Genomic DNA, 16,587 nt, shown 5'->3' on the forward strand with positions numbered 1-16,587 from the left:
CGGTGCTTAGGTGGCAGTGGCGTTAGTTCTGCTCGCGCTGCTGCTCTTCGACGCGATCCAGAATGTCCTGCAGCTCCTTAGCCGAACGGTCAACCGGAACCGAGGTGCCCTTGGAGTCCTCAGCGACTGCGTCCTGGACCTCCTTGGAGTGCCAGATCTTGGAGAGCTCCGCGTACTTCGGGTTGTCAGCATTTTCAGCCTTGGTGACAAAGACGTTGATGTACGGCTCTGCCTCCGTGGAGTTCGGGTCATCCTGGAAGATGGCGGTGTTCGGGTCGATGCCAGCGCGGTCCAGGAAGGAGTTATTGATAATGGCAGGCTTGCCCTCACCGTAGGCGGCCGGAGTCTGAGCGGCATCCACCGGCAGAACCGTGACCTTGGAAGCTTCCTTATCGATGTCAGCAGGGGACGGGGTCAGCAGGTCATCCTGCTTCAGCTTCAGCAGGCCAGCCTGAACCAGCACGTTAATAGCGCGGCCCTGGTTGGACGGGTCGTTCGGGATGACGACCTCGGTGCCCTTCTTCAGCTCATCAACCGACTTGTGGTCCTTCCAGAACAGAGCCAGCGGGACAATTTCGCTCGAGCCAATCGGAGTCAGGTCCGACTTAGCGCCGACGTTGTACTCAGCCAAGAACTTGATGTGCTGGAAGAGATTGACGTCGAGCTGGCCCTCATCGAGTGCACGGTTCGGGGTCTGGTAGTCGGAGAAGGGCTGAACATCCAGATCGATGCCCTGTTCAGAAGCCTTCTGCTCGAAAACGGTCCAGGCCTTCTTGCCGGCATCCGTGGTGCCGATACGAATGGCGTCATCCGAGCTGCCACAGGCGGTAAGGCCGGTTGCGGCGAACGCGACAGTAAGTACACCGGCGGAAAAACGCTTGAGGTTCATCGAGGGGTCTCCTTATTTAATGGGATTTGTTAGCTGAAGTTTTAAGGCAGAACTAGACCAAGCTGTCTTTAATTCTGGGGTTAAGGCTAGCACTTGCCCAGGTAGTGCTGAAAATTCAACTTCAGCCTAAACAGTCGAACGTGGCTGAGGTGTGACTTACGGATGCGTCCCGGGGGTGGCGCTTAATGCACATACTAATCGAAAATACGTTTGAATGCAGTCCGTAGGGTGGGTTAATGTTCATGGCATGGAAAACATCTCGGACGGACAGTCGGAGCAGTCCGGTCGGCCACTGAGCTGGTCGCGGATTGAGCGTATTCTATCGGGTAAATTTTCAGGAAAACTACAGCCTAATGGCAGCTTCAATGGCTGGCGGGGGCAGCTGTCAGATTCCATCGTTGGGGCTTTTGAAGCTCCGGAAAGCGGTGTTAGTGGCGGAGGTGGCGTGTCATTTTCGCCTGCGGATATTAAGGCGGAATTGCACTGTCGTTCGAGCTATTCATTCCTGCATGGCGCATCGGATCCGGAAGAATTGGTGTCCGAGGCTGCGCGTTTGGGGTTAAACGTGTTGGGGCTGGCAGATCGCGATGGTTTCTATGGAATCGCTCGTTTTGCCGAGGCTGCAGCGGAGGCTGGTATCGCCACAATCATCGGCGCGGAGCTGGGGCTTCCGCAGCGGCCCCTCACGGTGCTGGGGCGGGGGCCCGAGGGCTATCGGCGCCTGAGCCACACGCTGTGTGATGCGCATATGTCGGCAGGGGAGAAATCCGTCGTCTGCTATCCCTCGCTGCCAGAGTTAGGGGAGGCCGCAGGTGGTTTCTGGCAGGTGCTTGCCGACGTCAGCTGGGTCGGCGACTTGGAAGAGCTCATTGCGGCCTTCGGTGCGGAGAACGTGGCGCTCGAGCACCGCCTGAGCCCCACCGCACAGGTGGCCGATGACGCGGAGGCGATTTCGGCCGCAGCTGTGAAGTATGGCCTGCGAGAGGTGGTTTCCTCTGCTGCGACGGCGGCCTCGCCTGCGGCAAGCCGGTTGGCCGGGGCGAAGCAGGCCCTTGCTGTGCGGGAGGACCTAGACGGGTTCGAGTCACGGCTGGAGCCCGCAGGCGGAGCTTGGTTGCGTTCGTGGGAGGAGCTATCGGCGGCAACACGGTATCTGGGGGCGCAGGTACTGCAGGCAACACAGGACATTGCAGGTGAGTGTGCTTTTACGCTTGATCTCATTGCGCCTGAGTTGCCTCGCTGGGAGGTTCCTGCTGGTCACGATGAGGACTCATGGTTGCGGGAAATTGCTCGTGCAGGGGCACGGCGGCGGTATGGTCCGGTCGATGGAGCTGGGGATAGCTCCGTGCAAGCGCGGGCGTGGGCGCAGTTAGAGAATGAGCTGACTGTGATTCGAGAGCTGGGTTTTCCGGGCTACTTCCTCATCGTGCATGACATCTGTGAGTTCTGTCGCCGGGCGGGAATTCTGGCACAGGGCCGCGGTTCGGCCGCTAACTCGGTGGTGTGTTTTGCGCTGGGGATCACCAATGTTGACCCCATTAGTGCCGGGCTGTTGTTTGAGAGGTTTTTGTCGCCAGAACGGGATGGGCCACCGGATATCGATGTAGACATCGAGTCTGGCCGTAGGGAAGAGGTCATTCAGTACGTCTATGAAAAGTATGGTCGTGACAATGCCGCGCAGGTGGCCAATGTCATTACCTACCGGCGGCGCGGTGCATTGCGCGATGCGGCGCGGGTGTTGGGGTACTCGCCGGGCGTTATCGATGCGTGGGTCAGAGACCGGGAGGCGTGCCCGCCGGAGCCGGTGCAGCAACTGGCGGAGCAGCTTCGTGGGCAGCCTCGTCATTTAGGCATTCACTCTGGCGGAATGGTGATTTGTGATCGGCCGATTGCGGATGTCGTGCCAGTGGAATGGGCACGCATGGAAGGTCGCTCGGTAGTGCAGTGGGATAAGGATGACTGTGCGGCAGCGGGACTGGTGAAATTCGACCTGCTTGGCCTCGGAATGCTGGAGGCCATCCACCATTGCATTGACTTGGTCTATGAACAGCATGGGCGCCGAGTGAACCTGTGGGAAATAGATGTCGCTGAACCGGAGGTTTACGAGATGTTGGCACGCGCGGACGCGGTGGGCGTGTTTCAGGTGGAATCGCGCGCGCAGCTGGCCACCTTGCCCCGACTGAAGCCGAGGGAGTTCTTTGATCTGGTGGTGGAGGTGGCACTCATTCGCCCAGGCCCCATTCAAGGCGGTAGCGTGCACCCCTACATTCGCCGCCGAAATGGACTCGAACCGGTGACCTATGAGCATCCAGTGCTGGAGAAGTCCCTCGGGAAGACACTGGGCATCCCGCTATTTCAAGAGCAGCTGATGCAAATGGCCGTCGATGCGGCGGGTTTCAGCGGGGCGGAAGCGGACTCGCTGCGTCGCGCTATGGGGTCGAAGCGCTCAGTGGCCAAAATGGAAGCGCTTCATGCCCGTTTTCTGGCTGGGCTGGAGCGCACCAGTGGCATTGATGCGGATATTGGGGAACAACTGTGGAACAAGATAGTGGCCTTTGCCGCCTACGGTTTCCCGGAATCACACGCGCAGTCGTTTGCCTCCTTGGTGTATTTCTCGGCTTGGTTTAAGTACCACTATCCGGCGGAGTTCTGTGTCGCATTGCTCCGTGCCCAGCCCATGGGGTTTTACTCTCCGCAGTCGTTGATTGCCGATGCTCGCCGGCACGGTATCGGCTGCGATGGTCCGGATATCTCGGTTTCAGGCGTGGAAGCCAGCGTCATCGATGGGCGTATTCGGTTGGGGCTCGGCGCCATTGCCGGTGTGGGCAATGACGTGGCGGAACGTATCGTCGCAGCGCGGCCATTTGTCAACGCAGCAGATGTCGCCCGCAGAGCTCGGCTGGGTGTTGGGCACATGGAAGCACTGGCGCGTGCAGGGGCACTTGGGTCGCTGGGGATTGACCGTCGTCAAGCACTGTGGGCGGCGGGCGTGGCGGCGACGGAAAGTGAGGGCATGCTGCCGGGGCTCACGCTTGCCGACGCACCTGCGTTGCCCGGCATGACGGAGTTTGAGCTGGCAGCTGCCGATTTGACTGCAACGGGAGTGACCCCGGGGCAGTACCCGGTGGCCGCGTTGCGGGCAGACCTGCAGGAACGTGGAGTGGTGCCTGCGGCGGAACTGAAAGCAGTGCCCGACGGAACACGAGTAGAAGTGGCGGGAGTCGTGACGCATAGGCAACGTCCGGGGACCGCTGGCGGAGTGACATTTTTGGGAATGGAGGACGAAACTGGGCTGGTGAATGTGCTATGTACGCCGGGGCTGTGGAATCGATTTCGGCCGGTAGCGGTGAATTCGCGGGCGATGGTGGTGCGCGGTATCGCGCAGACAGCCTCTGGTGCGGTGACAATCGTGGCCGATCGTCTGGTGGATATGTCCGAGGCTCTGGGTCAGCCAGTGGTGGCAGGTCGAAGTAGAGATTTTCGCTGACTACTAGAATGGATTGTCATGCGCCAGACCTATGAATCCTCGTTAGCACCGGATGGGAGTGCAATCGCCTTTATTGTCCGCGATAGCGGCTACCCGCGTGCGGTACAGCAGGAGATTACTCCGGAGGGGCTAGGTGTGGAGCGCCCCGTGAAACTGCCGGTGGAAGGCCCGGTTACCAGGGTGCTGCACTCCCCGGATGGAAAGTGGATCGCCTGCGAGGTCTCTCCGTACGGTACGGAGCGACTGCAGACCTGGCTGGTATCCACCAATCCGGAGGTCGACGGTGCCCGCCCCCTGCGTATGGATGCGGATATGCGCGCCACACTGGTGGAATGGGATAATGATCTCCTAGCGATGAACGCGGTCGATGCCCAGGGCATTAACTATGCGCGTTTGGTCAACCCGACGGACTCAAAGTATGAGGTCATTGATAAACGCACTGACAGCCAGCTGGTAGCGGCTGAAGGCGGGTTTGGCCTCGTGCGGGTGGGGCCGCGAGGCCACCGTGAGCTACTGCTGGTCGGGCCGGGGCAGCAGTGGCAGCCGCTGTTGCCGTCCGATCCCGGCTCCACCACAGATGCCGGTGTCTTATTGGCGCATCCGGGGCAGGAGAAGCTGACCGCATTCGTACTCTCAGATCATGGCGCGGAACAGCGTCGCATCCTGCGCCTGGGTATTACTCCCGATAGCGGTATCAGCACTACTGAGCCGCGCACAGCGGAATCGACCGCAGCGGAGATTTTGGATATGAAGATCGGCATCGAAGTTGATGTCGAGGAGTTCATTGGCAATCCGGATCAAGACGTCGAAGAATTTGTCATCAGTGAGGATTCCTCCACTGCGGCTGTGCTGTGGAACAGCGGTGGGGTCAGCACGCTTGAGGTGCTTACCCTTGGCCTTCACCCGCAGACTGACGACATGCGGGTGATGGTGCGCCGCAATGTGGAATTGCCGGGCATGGTTGCGCGTGAGCTGTCAATCTCCGGTGACGGTGAGCTGATCTCCCTGACAGTAGAAGGGCCAGGCCTTGCGCCAACGGTGGAGATTCTGCGCAATATCGGTGGTGTCATTGAGCCATTGGACATGGATCGCACCGAACGGATTTTGGCTCTGGAAGAGAAGAATCTGGAGACTATGCCGGCCCCAGAGCTGGTCTACTTTGTCTCCCGCGATGGGTTGGAACTGTCTGGTTGGCTCTACCTTCCGGAGTCGGTGCGCAATAGTTCTAATGACGTTTCCGGAAACGCACTACCGCCGGCTTTTATCCACATCCACGGCGGACCAGAGCTGCAGGCGAAACCCATCCACCACGATGTTCTAGCCAGCATTGTGGAGGCGGGCTTCGTGGTGTTCACTCCTAACGTGCGCGGTTCCTCGGGGTCCGGTAGGTCATTCGAGCACGCAGGTGACCGCTATGGACGCTTTGCCGCTATTGCGGATATCGCAGCGGCGCGTGCCTTCCTCGTTGATGCCGGGTTGGCGGACCCAGAACGCATTGCTCTGGGCGGGCGATCCTACGGTGGCTTCATGTCGTTGTTGGCCTCGGCATGGTATCCGGATCAGTTTGCGGCCATCGTCGATGCCTGCGGAATGACAAGTTTTGAAACCTACTACCAATCCACCGAGCCCTGGTTGGCGCAGGCCGCGTTCCCCCGATACGGCTACCCGTACCAGGATGCTGAGCTTCTGCGCGATATCTCGCCGCTGCACCGTGCGGAGGAAATGAAGGTTCCAACTCTCTTTATCCACGGCGAGTGGGATACCAACGTGCCTCCGCGAGAGTCCGGTCAGATGCGCAACGCCATGGACGCATACGGCGTGCCCACCGATTTTCTAGTGGTCGAGGGAGAGGGCCATAAGTTCTCGAAGCCGAGGAGCCGAGCGCTAATCGGTGAGACCATCATCGCGTTTTTCACCGAGCACGGTGTGTGCGATGCGGCGCCTGCCACGACAGCGGCAGCAGAAACCAACAACGAGCAGTAAAAGAAGCAGCGGAAAAGAACTGACGGAAGAAATGAATAGCGCCACGACCGAGCCAACGAACGCCGAGCCAACGAACTCCACAGACTGGATTACGAGCCACACCTGCCACGTGCTTTTTGACCGGCCTGTCATCCCGCCGAACACCGGAAACGCTATCCGCATGTGTGCGGGCTCTGGAGCTATGCTGCATCTGGCCAAGCCACTGGGGTTCAACTTCGATGACAAAAATCTGCGTCGCGCCGGGCTGGATTACCATGACCTGGCCGATGTGCGTATTCATGACTCCATCGATCAAGCATTGGAGACCTTTGCCAGCCAAGGGTGCCGCATCTTTGCTTTCACCGCTCACGCTGACACGTGGCACACCGATATTGAGTACACGAATACCGATGTACTGCTCTTTGGCCCGGAGCCAACCGGGTTGGAACAGTCAGTGCTCGATGATCCGCGAATTACACAATTAATCCGAATTCCGATGCTGCCAGCTCGTCGCAGCATGAATCTTTCCAACGCCGCAGCAGTGGCTGCTTATGAAGTCTGGCGTCAGCAGGGCTTTATGGGCGGTAAATAGGGTCAAGGCGAGGGCTGTTACGGGGCATTTCTGGGCATTATTCGCTCCTGTGCCTAAGATAAATGCCATGGCAGCGACAAAGCTTGATGGCAAACTCTACCGAGACGAAATCTTTGAAGACCTGGAAAAGCGCGTTGAGCGTTTGAAGGAAGCCGGCTACACCCCGGGGCTGGCCACCGTGTTGGTTGGTGATGATCCGGGCAGCCACTCTTACGTCAAGATGAAGCATCGCGACTGTGAGCAGATTGGTATCGCCTCTATCCGCCGTGACCTTCCGGCTGACACCACGCAGGAAGAACTTGAGGCAGTAATCACCGAGCTGAATGAAAGCCCGGAGTGCACAGGCTACATTGTTCAGTTGCCACTGCCGAAGCACCTGGATGAAAACCGTATTCTGGGGCTCATCGATCCGGAGAAAGACGCCGATGGCCTCCACCCGGTAAACCTGGGCAAGCTGGTCCTCAACGAGCCAGCACCACTGCCGTGTACCCCAAACGGCTGTATCCACCTGCTGCGACGCTTCGGCGTCGAGCTCAACGGTGCCAAGGTTGTTGTTATCGGCCGCGGTGTCACCGTTGGTCGCCCAATCGGCTTGATGCTCACTCGCCGCAGCGAGAACTCCACCGTGACGCTATGTCACACCGGCACCAAGGACTTGGCCGCTGAAACCCGTCAGGCTGATGTCATCATCGCCGCTGCTGGTGTCGCTCATATGCTTACTGCAGACATGGTCAAGCCTGGCGCCGCTGTGCTCGACGTGGGAGTTTCGCGTGTCGACGGCAAGCTGGCCGGTGACGTTGCTGATGACGTCTGGGACATTGCCGGTTACGTATCCCCGAACCCAGGTGGTGTCGGCCCACTGACTCGCGCTTTCCTCGTACGCAATGTCGTCGAGCGCGCTGAAAAGCTCGCTGGCCTGGCCTAGTCAGCCAGGAGGAACAACTCGTGTCGAAAAGGGAAATTGCGCAGCGTGCCCGGCGGGAAGATCTGCCGGATCCAATGCTGAACCCGCACAGCCCAAAGACCCCGCCGCCGGGGGCATCGTGGCCAATGTGGGTGCAGTATACGATTTACGGCGCGCTCTTTTTCGGCATGTCCGCCTTCGTTGTGTTCCTGGGGCTGGAGCGGTGGCGACGCGCCACATTCATGCTGGGAAGCACAATGATGCTGCTCGGCGTGGCTAGGCAGTACCTGCCTGACAGCATTTTAGGTGTGTTCTCCGTACGATCCCGGGCCTTTGACCTATGGTTTTGCTCCATAATCGGGATGGGAATCGTATTCCTCGCAGTCAGCGTGGATGCGCTGGGAAGCTAGCTGACATTAACTGACATCGCGAGCGAGGAAACTACGCACAATCGAATCCACTCGCTCGAACTCCGTCAAGAATCCGTCGTGACCCACGGCGGATTCAATCTTTTCCAGCCCCAAGCAGTTGCCCAGATTGCGGGCGAGGTGCTCCTGCTGGTGGAAGGGGTAGAGAATGTCCGTGTCCACACCGGCAACCATGGTCGGCACGGTTGACGAGTGCAGCGCCTCGTTGAGGCCACCGCGATCACGGCCAATATTGTGCCGATTCAAGGTATCGGTGAGCACGACATACGAGCCGGCATCGAAACGCTGAGCCAGCTTCTTCGCCTGATGATCCAAGTAGCTTTCTACCTGGAATCGATCTTCCGTGCGCATCGCGCCCAACGGATCCTCACCGGGCTGCGCTGCCGCGCCAAAGCGGTCATCCATCTCCAGCTCGCCACGGTACGTCAAATGCGCGACCCTGCGTGCAAAACCCAGACCTCGGGCCGGAGTCACACCGCGGTCGTAGTAGTCGCCGCCATGCCAATCGGGATCGGACTCAATGAATTGAATCTGCGCAGACTGAATACCAATCTGCCAAGCAGACGCACGTGCGCCGACACACATCACCAATGCCTTGCCGACGAAATCCGGGTGCATCAGTGACCATTCAAGTGCGCGAGCCCCACCCAGGGAGCCACCAATGACAGCTTGGAGGCGGGAAATTCCCAGTTCTTGCAGCGCCAGGTGCTCCACCGTCACCGTGTCGCGCACGGAGATTGCGGGGAAGCGAGAGCCCCAGGGCTTGCCGTCGTCCGGATGTGGACTGGAAGGGCCGGTTGTACCGCGACAGCCACCGATGACGTTGGTGCAGATAATGCAGTACTCGTCGGTATCCAGTGCGCGGGCAGAGCCAATCATCCCGTTCCACCAACCCGCAGTCGGGTGGTACTCATCCGAGGGGCCGGAAGCGTGGGCGTCGCCGGTTAGAGCGTGCTCGAGGAGGATGACATTCGAGCAGTCGTCGTTAAGCCGACCCCAGCGTTCGAACTCGACAGTGACGTCGGGGATGACCGCGCCAGCCTCGGTTGTGACATCGCCGATAAAGACACGCCCCGGCTCGCCCTCGGGTGGGAGGGCGGCCGGGGTAGATGGGGAAAAGCTCATGCCTTATAGACTACTTAGTCCGTTCTGTGTCCGTGTACAAACGGTCTACGCGAGTGCTGCGAAGCCGCCCTCGAGATCGGCGATGATGTCATCGATGTTCTCGATACCGACAGAGAGGCGAACGGTGGCCTGGGAAATACCGGCGCGAGTCAGACCCTCCTCATCGGACTGGGAGTGAGTGGTGGTGGCCGGGTGGACAACCAGCGAGCGGACATCACCGATGTTGGCGACGTTGGAGTGCAGCTTCAGAGCGTCAATGAACTTCCACGCCTTGGCGGTGTCGGCGTCCTTCAGGTCGAAGGAGAGCACGCCGCTGGCACCGGAAAGGCCCAGCTTGTTCAGGGTCTCGTACCACGGGGAGCTCGGCAGGCCAGCGTAGTTGACCTTGGCGACCAGCGGGTGGTTCTCGAGGAACTCAGCGACTGCCTTGGCATTTTCATTGTGGCGCTCGATGCGCAGAGCCAGGGTGTCGAGGCCCTGAGCCAGAACCCACGCATTGAACGGAGTCGGGGCAGCACCGGTGTCGCGGAGAATGCCAGCGCGAGCGCGCAGAGCGAAGGCCGGGGCGCCCAGGTCAGCGAACTTCAGGCCGTGGTAAGCCTCGTCGGCCTCGGTGAAGTTCGGGAAGATGGAGCGGCCGTTGCGGGTCTGAGTCCAGTCGAACTTGCCGCCGTCGACGATGACACCGCCGAGGGAGGAGCCGTTACCGGTGAGGAACTTGGTGGTGGAGGAAACCACGACGTCAGCACCGTGCTCGAGTGGGCGCAGCAGGGCCGGGGTCGGAACCGTGTTGTCGACGATCAGCGGAACGTTGTTGCGGTGTGCAACCTCGGCGATGGCAGGGATATCGAGGACGTCGATCTGCGGGTTGGCGATGGACTCACCGTAGAAACCGACGGTGTTGTCCTGAACTGCTGCCTGCCAGGACTCCGGGTCATCCGGGTTCTCGACGAAAGTGCAGTCGATGCCAAGGCGCGGCAGGGTGACCTTGAACAGGGTCTCAGTACCGCCGTAAAGGCGTGGCGAAACGACGAAGTGGTCGCCTGCACGAGCCAGGGTGAGGACAGCAGCGGTCTCAGCTGCCTGGCCGGAGGAGAACAGTACGGCAGCGACGCCGCCTTCGAGGCTGGCGATGCGCTGCTCGACGGCATCCACAGTCGGGTTGGTCAGGCGGGAGTAAATCGGGCCTGCATCCGAAAGGTTGAAGCGGTTGGCAGCGTGCTCAGCGGAATCGAAGACGTAGGAGGAGGTGTTGTAAATCGGCAGGTTGCGCGCGGAGGTCTGTGCGTCCGGAGCGAAACCGGCGTGAATAGCGCGAGTGGACAGGCCCCAGTTGGCGGCGTTGCTGTTGTCGTACTTGGTGGTCATTTCAGATACTTCCTTGCGGTTTTTTTGAGGTTGTTCAAAACGTTGCTTACAAACAATAGTGAACCAAGCTGTCTATTGCAAAGTTTTGGAAAAACCCAAGGTAAGAGGGTGTGTGTATCTGTGTCGAGAGTGCTATAGTCCGCTTAGTACGGATTGGTTTGATTGGCTCTGGGGCGTGGTCGGTTGTGGGGGTGGAGGCTGCTGTGTATGGGGGCGTGGGTGGCGCGTGGTGGGTGGCGCGTGGCGAGTGGTGTTCGACGGGTGGCGGTTTGCCGAAGGAGTTAGTGACTACCTTTATGACAGTTTGAAGGCAATTTTTTGGACAAAAGTGTCATAAAGGTAGTCAGTAACTCATGGGGTGAGGCACTGCGGTGCCGGGGCATCGGGCGCTGCGGTGCCGAGTGTCGGGGCGAGCCAAACAGGGGACTGAGTATGGGCGAAGGGTACCGTAAAGCGCCGAAAAGCACTGGATACTGTCAAGACCGTTAAGGAAGTCAGGGCATAGAAAAAGCCCCTCGCATCATGTGCATCAAATGCAACATGAGCGAGGGGCTATCGCCTGAAATCGGCGGGCAGTCTAGGTCGGCCAGGGCCAGCCTGGACCAACCAGACCAACCAGACCACCCAGGGGCAAGCGGTTAGTCCTACTTCTTCAGACCGTCGATGATCTCGTTGAACTCAGCGGACGGACGCATAACCGCGGAGGTCTTCTCGTCGTCCGGCAGGAAGTAGCCACCCAGGTCAGCTGGGGAACCCTGAGCATCAATCAGAGTCTTGGAGATGGACTCTTCCTTTTCCGTCAGGGCCTTAGCAACCGGTGCGAAAACTCCCTTCAGCTCGGAGTTCTCGTCCTGCTTGGCGAGCTCCTGTGCCCAGTAGAGAGCCAGGTAGAAGTGGGAGCCGCGGTTGTCGATTTCGCCAGCCTTGCGGGACGGCGACTTGCCCTCGTCGAGCAGGGTAGCGGTTGCCTTATCCAGGGCCTCAGCCAGGACGCGCGGACGTGGGTCGTCGTCATCCTCGGCGGCGTAGCGCAGGGACTCGGCCAGTGCCAGGAACTCGCCCAGGGAGTCCCAGCGCAGGTGGTTTTCTTCCTGAACCTGCTGGACGTGCTTCGGGGCGGAACCGCCCGCACCGGTCTCGAACAGACCGCCACCGGCCATCAGCGGCACGACCGACAGCATCTTAGCGGAGGTGCCCAGCTCCATAATCGGGAACAGGTCGGTGAGGTAGTCACGCAGAACGTTACCGGTTACGGAAATGGTGTTCTCGCCGCGGCGGATGCGCTCGAGGGAGAACTTGGTGGCGGACACCGGATCCATGATGCGGATATCCAGACCCTCGGTGTCGTGATCTGCCAGGTACTCGTTGACCTTGCTGATCAGGTTGTTGTCGTGCGCACGCTGCGGGTCCAGCCAGAACACTGCAGGGTCACCAGTGATGCGAGCGCGGTTAACGGCTAGCTTCACCCAGTCGCGGATTGGGGCGTCCTTGGTCTGGCAGGAGCGCCAGATGTCACCCTCGGCGACGTGGTGCTCAATCAGAACCTCGCCAGCGGAGTTGATGACCTGCAGGACACCGTCAACCGGAACCTGGAAAGTCTTGTCGTGGGAGCCGTACTCCTCAGCCTTCTGCGCCATCAGGCCGACGTTCGGGACAGAGCCCATGGTTGCCGGGTCGAAAGCGCCATTGGCGCGGCAATCTTCGATAACGGCCTGGTAGACGCCGGCGTAGGAGGAGTCCGGGATAACAGCGAGAGTGTCGCTCTCTTCGCCGTTCGGGCCCCAGCCCTTGCCGCCGTTGCGGATTAGTGCAGGCATGGAGGCGTCAACGATGACGTCGGACGGAACGTGGAGGTTGGTGATGCCCTTGTCGGAGTTCACCATGTAGAGGGCCGGGCCCTCCTTCAGGTCCTTTTCAATCGCGGACTTGACGGCTGCAGCGGTTGCGTCGTCGAGCTTGTGCAATCCGTCGAGGATGGCGGCGAGACCGTTGTCCGGAGTCAGGTTGGCGGCAGCCAGCTTGGACTCGAACTTCGGGAAAACAGATGGCAGGAAGGCCTTGACAACCTCGCCGAAAATCAGCGGGTCGGAGACCTTCATCATGGTGGCCTTCAGGTGGACGGAGAACAGGATGTTCTCGCGCTTTGCGCGACGGATCTGAGCACGGAGGAAGTTGTCCAGGATGTGGACGTTCATGCCCGTGCCGTCAATAATCTCGCCCTTGAGGACCGGCATGTCCTTCTTCAGGGTGATGATCTGGCCGTCGTTAGCCTCGAGCTGGTAGGTCAGCTTGTCATCTTCCGGCATGACAACGGACTTCTCGTTGTGGCGGAAGTCGTTGGAGGCCATGGTGGCGACGTTGGTCTTGGAGTCTGCAGACCAAGCGCCCATGCGGTGCGGGTGCTTGCGGGCGTAGTTCTTCACCGGCTCCGGAGCGCGGCGGTCGGAGTTGCCCTCACGCAGTACCGGGTTAACGGCAGAGCCCTTGACCTTGTCGAACTTGGCGCGGTCGGCGGTCTCTTCCTCGCCTTCCGGCTGCGACTTGTACTTCGGAATGTCATAGCCCTTTTCCTGCAGCTCTGCGACAGCGCGCTTAATCTGCGGGACGGATGCAGAGATATTCGGCAGCTTGATGATGTTGGCGTCCGGCTCCTTGACCAGCTTGCCCAGGGCTGCCAGCGCATCCTCTACCTTCTGTTCGTCCGAAAGACGCTCCGGGAACTGAGCCAGAATGCGGCCTGCGAGGGAGATGTCGCGGGTTTCAACATTGACACCAGCCTGGCTTGCAAATGCCTCCACGATTGGCTTCAGCGAGTAGCTCGCCAGCAGAGGGGCTTCGTCAGTACGGGTCCAAATAATTGTCGCCATAATTCATGTCTCCTATCTGTTTTGTTCCACGATAACCCAGTTTTGAATCTTGGGTTGTGTCGGGGCATAGCGCAAAAACAGTGATAGTGATATGAATAACGCAATTATGTGAGGTAAGTCACGAAATGCGCAATTATTTGTCGCTTATTCGCCGCTTTTCATTCCATTTTTCGCTTTACGACGGCCCCCGCGCTCAAACCCTTCAAATACGAAAAACCGCGCTGGGGTGTCGTGCACGCCGGCGCGGTTGTTCAGGGCAGCCTATTTAGTTCTGTGTATTGTTCGGAGGATTGTTCTGGCCGAACTGGTAGCCCTGAGTGTTCTGAGACTGTGGGTACTGCGGAGCATAGCCCTGCCCCGGGGCCGACTGGGTAGTCCTGACCAGTTTCTGGCCGCGGAACCATGCGCGCATGTCCTTGAGGAACATAAGAACGCAAGCCGCGATCAGCATGGCACCTGCGAGGAAGAGGACTACATCCACCCAGGAGCTCAAGAACAGGAGGGGGATGATGGTCATAGCCAACGCCAGTGGTGCCACGGTGACGCAGAAAAAGATTGGTGCCGTCGAGTCTTCACCGCGGAGGATGGAGTGAATCCAGTATGCGGTCAAGGTGACAAGCATCATTCCCATCAGTAAGAGGACTGGAACAAGAACGAGGGCGGCTGCAGCGCCCATAATGTAGCCGATGTCATCCCAAGAATCACCCAACGATGACTCTAGGCTGCCGAGATCGTTGGCGCCCTGGATGCCGAGCGTGATTGCGTACAGAACTGCGATGATGCCAATCAGAGTTGAAAAACCGACCAAGCCGGTAGTGATTCGGGGGATGAGTGGCATGCGCTGCCACATGTTCTGCAGTGTGGCGTTTGCAGGCAGCGGTGGTACATCCGTGGTCACCGTGGTGGTTACTGTCGCAGGACTGGTTTGAGTTGGGGCGGACCACTGTGCTTGTTGGGTTTGCGTCTGGAACGAGGATTCCTGCGCAGTGGGTGCCGGGCGATTTGCCAGCCCGCGCAGCGTCGCAATGGTGATGGTGGCGTTCTCATCGGCCAGCAAAGCGTCGTATTCGCGACGACGTCCCTCATCGCCAAGCACTTGCAGCGCAGTGAGCTTCTCCTGGAACTCGCCGGAGTACTCCGAGACGCCAGCATCTCGCAGTTCGGAGAGTTGATTAGAAAGATTTGCATGGAGCTCTTCGGTGCTGGCTTCGCTATCCAGCGTCAGAGACTCGTAGAGGTTATAGCGGTCGCCCATAGTGGATCAAGATCCTATCGGTATTGCAGTTCGAAATATCTTTTAAAACAATTTACCCGGTAGCTAGTACGGCAGCATCGAAGACCCGGAGCGCTCGATGGTAGGAAGTCCGTCACGCTCGAAGGGAATTCGTAGTCCTCGGCAAACAATGCCGATTACAAAATGCATTGGGAAGAACTTGAGTGAGCGACTTCCACTAATGGCCGCAGATGTTATTCCGCGCACAAATACCCGGGGAACAGGCGGATTAAATAGCGAAATTTTTGTGTTGCGGAGTAGAGTCTCATTTTTCCCTTGCGGCTCCCCTCACGGTTTTGCGAGCCCGTCTTGGGTCGAAAGTCGAGGGGAACTGAGAGTCCACCAACTGGCGTAAGAAGAGAAAAGGAGACGGTCGCAATGACGTCGTCAAGCGAAGTAACAACCCACAACGACGACCACAAACCGCGTGCGCGTCGTGCGGGAGCGTTTAGCTCGCATCGCCGTCCTGTTCCGGTGCAGGACGACATCTCTGATCTACGCCGAATCTTGGTGATTGTGGCTCTGTCGGTCGGTGCATTCGGCATCGGCGTTACCGAGTTTGTGGCCATGGGCCTGCTGCCTTACATCGCTGATGCCTTCGGACGTGATGAGGATGCCGCAGGGCGCATGATTTCGATGTACGCACTCGGTGTTGTCGTGGGCGCACCCCTAATTACCGTGCTGACCGGCTCGATTCCGCGCAGGCGCATGCTCCTGCTGCTGATGGCGGCATTTACCATCGGCAATGGTGCCACGGTTTGGGCAGGCACACTGGGCTCTTTCGAAGCGGTCATGGTCTCGCGCTTCATTGCCGGTCTGCCGCACGGCGCGTATTTCTCGGTGGCGGCGCTGGTGGCGGCCTCCCTGGCTAAGCCGGGACAGCGCGGCAAGATGGTGGCTCTGTCGGGCGTGGGGTTGTCGGTGGCGACTGTGATTGGTGTGCCGGCCGCGCAGGTGCTGGGACAGATTTACGGTTGGCGCAGCGCCTTCGCGTTTGTCGCGGTCATCGGGCTGATTGCATTTGTTTCGCTGTGGTTCGCCGTGCCGCATATGAACCGCATGCCGAAGACACGTCCGATGGATGAGCTCTCGGCTCTGGTGACACCGCAGGTGCTGCTGACCGTCGCGATTGGCACCGTTGGTTTCGGCGGCATGTTCGCGGTTTACACCTACATCACCTGGACTATGACTCGCGAAGCGGGCATGAGCGAAAACCACATCTGGATTGTGCTGATGGCCTACGGCATCGGCATGGTTGTCGGTACTTACATCGGTGGCTGGCTCTCCGACCGCATCGGGGAGTGGGGCATCATGGTTGCGCTGGTGCTGATGGTAATCATGCTCAGCGTCTTCTACTTCACCTCACAGAATGCTGTGCTGGGCACGATCAACTTCCTCCTTATCGGTCTGCTGGGATCGGTATTGGTGCCTAATCTGCAGACCCGTCTGATGGATGTCGCCGGTCGCGCACAGACGCTGGCGGCAGCACTCAACCAGGCCGCATTGAACATGGCCAACGCATTCGGAGCGGCGCTCGGTGGTTGGGTCATTGCGTCCGGTTATGGCTACCGCGCACCGGCTTTGGGCGGCGCGACGTTGGCGATGTTGGCTATCTTCATCGCTCTGCCGACCATTGTTCTTTACCGCCGCTCACAGGCGAAGAAGGCCGAGCGCATCGAACTGCGCTAGGGG

Annotated in this window: 11 protein-coding genes; 6 read left to right on the forward strand and 5 right to left on the reverse strand. The window is 59.4% G+C overall.

All coding sequences use genetic code 11. From position 1 onward, the window contains the following. Window positions 1–22 precede the first annotated feature (22 nt). Window positions 23–889, reverse strand: a complete 867-nt coding sequence (locus HMPREF2787_RS00890) for a MetQ/NlpA family ABC transporter substrate-binding protein (RefSeq protein ID WP_070858135.1) — start codon at window positions 887–889, stop codon at window positions 23–25. A 247-nt stretch (window positions 890–1,136) separates the two neighbouring features. On the opposite strand from HMPREF2787_RS00890, the gene HMPREF2787_RS00895 reads away from it, so the two are divergent. The 5 genes from HMPREF2787_RS00895 (at window position 1,137) to HMPREF2787_RS00915 (ending at window position 8,244) form a co-directional block, all read left to right on the forward strand. Then, the gene (locus tag HMPREF2787_RS00895; RefSeq protein ID WP_070858177.1) at window positions 1,137–4,376 is read left to right on the forward strand and encodes an error-prone DNA polymerase; all 3,240 of its coding nucleotides are present in this window, start codon (window positions 1,137–1,139) and stop codon (window positions 4,374–4,376) included. Between the two features lie 18 nt (window positions 4,377–4,394). Next, the gene (locus tag HMPREF2787_RS00900) at window positions 4,395–6,359 is read left to right on the forward strand and encodes an alpha/beta hydrolase family protein (protein WP_070858136.1); all 1,965 of its coding nucleotides are present in this window, start codon (window positions 4,395–4,397) and stop codon (window positions 6,357–6,359) included. A gap of 31 nt (window positions 6,360–6,390) precedes the next feature. Then, window positions 6,391–6,930 (forward strand): tRNA (cytidine(34)-2'-O)-methyltransferase, encoded by a 540-nt coding sequence (locus HMPREF2787_RS00905; RefSeq protein ID WP_049190330.1) that lies wholly within the window; start codon window positions 6,391–6,393, stop codon window positions 6,928–6,930. Between the two features lie 67 nt (window positions 6,931–6,997). After that, entirely contained in the window at window positions 6,998–7,855 is an 858-nt protein-coding gene (locus HMPREF2787_RS00910) for a bifunctional methylenetetrahydrofolate dehydrogenase/methenyltetrahydrofolate cyclohydrolase (protein WP_005510041.1), read from the forward strand. A 20-nt stretch (window positions 7,856–7,875) separates the two neighbouring features. Next, window positions 7,876–8,244, forward strand: coding sequence for a DUF3017 domain-containing protein (locus HMPREF2787_RS00915; RefSeq protein WP_005510063.1), 369 nt, complete (start codon window positions 7,876–7,878; stop codon window positions 8,242–8,244). A 6-nt stretch (window positions 8,245–8,250) separates the two neighbouring features. On the opposite strand, the gene HMPREF2787_RS00920 is transcribed toward HMPREF2787_RS00915, so the two are convergent. The 4 genes from HMPREF2787_RS00920 to HMPREF2787_RS00935 form a co-directional block, all read right to left on the reverse strand. Then, window positions 8,251–9,387, reverse strand: coding sequence for a homoserine O-acetyltransferase MetX (locus HMPREF2787_RS00920; protein ID WP_048731552.1), 1,137 nt, complete (start codon window positions 9,385–9,387; stop codon window positions 8,251–8,253). Window positions 9,388–9,432: 45 nt separating this feature from the next. After that, window positions 9,433–10,755 (reverse strand): O-acetylhomoserine/O-acetylserine sulfhydrylase, encoded by a 1,323-nt coding sequence (locus HMPREF2787_RS00925; RefSeq protein ID WP_070858137.1) that lies wholly within the window; start codon window positions 10,753–10,755, stop codon window positions 9,433–9,435. 644 nt (window positions 10,756–11,399) lie between these two features. Further along, entirely contained in the window at window positions 11,400–13,622 is a 2,223-nt protein-coding gene (locus tag HMPREF2787_RS00930) for an NADP-dependent isocitrate dehydrogenase (protein ID WP_070858138.1), read from the reverse strand. A 265-nt stretch (window positions 13,623–13,887) separates the two neighbouring features. Further along, window positions 13,888–14,877 carry a hypothetical protein gene (locus HMPREF2787_RS00935; RefSeq protein ID WP_049171948.1) on the reverse strand — a complete coding sequence of 330 codons (990 nt, stop codon included), beginning with the start codon at window positions 14,875–14,877 and terminating at the stop codon, window positions 13,888–13,890. Between the two features lie 396 nt (window positions 14,878–15,273). Here HMPREF2787_RS00935 and HMPREF2787_RS00940 point away from each other — a divergent pair, with 396 nt between their 5' ends. Further along, on the forward strand, window positions 15,274–16,584 hold the full coding sequence (locus tag HMPREF2787_RS00940) for an MFS transporter (RefSeq protein ID WP_016422141.1): 1,311 nt from the start codon (window positions 15,274–15,276) through the stop codon (window positions 16,582–16,584). Window positions 16,585–16,587: the final 3 nt, after the last annotated feature.

The sequence above is a fragment of the Corynebacterium sp. HMSC061H03 genome, assembly GCF_001838215.1.
Taxonomy (GTDB): Bacteria; Actinomycetota; Actinomycetes; order Mycobacteriales; family Mycobacteriaceae; genus Corynebacterium; species Corynebacterium jeikeium_D.